This window comes from Methylobacterium sp. WL116 (assembly GCF_008039455.1).
In the GTDB taxonomy this organism is placed as follows: Bacteria; Pseudomonadota; Alphaproteobacteria; order Rhizobiales; family Beijerinckiaceae; genus Methylobacterium.
On the sequence record NZ_VRUV01001135.1, the window covers coordinates 1 to 477 of the forward strand.

Annotated in this window: 1 pseudogene; it reads left to right on the forward strand. The window is 73.2% G+C overall.

Annotated elements, in window-relative coordinates:
* Nucleotides 1-15 precede the first annotated feature (15 nt).
* Nucleotides 16-477 (forward strand): annotated as a pseudogene (gene bchD / locus FV223_RS32330) (magnesium chelatase ATPase subunit D); the annotation flags it as partial.

Sequence of the window (477 nt, forward strand, 5' to 3'; positions counted from 1 at the left end):
ACCGTGATCGTGCCGATGGCCGAGCGCCTGTCGCCCGGCACGGCGGCTCGTCTCGCCGCGGCGCTCGACACCGGCACGATCACGGTCGCGCGCGACGGTTTCTGCGAGACGCGGCCCGCCCGCTTCGGCCTGGTGCTGCTCGACGAGGGGCTCGACGACGAGGCGCCGCCGAGCGCGCTCACCGAGCGCCTCGCCTTCGACGTGGATCTGCGCGCCTTCGGGCTGCGGGAGATCGAGGATGCTCCGCCCGGGCATGACGCGGCGGACCTTCGGGGGTTGCAACGGGCGCGTTCCGCAGAACGCCATTCTTCTGGAACGGCTTTCGCATCCGCCCACCCCGAACGGCGATCGCAGGAACCGCTTTTCCCTCCCCCCTCTGCGGGGGAGGGTGGCCCGCGAAGCGGGTCGGGAGAGGGGAGCGACGATGCCGGATCCGGCGCTCCCCTTTCCCGCCCCTCGCTCACGCGAGGCCCACCC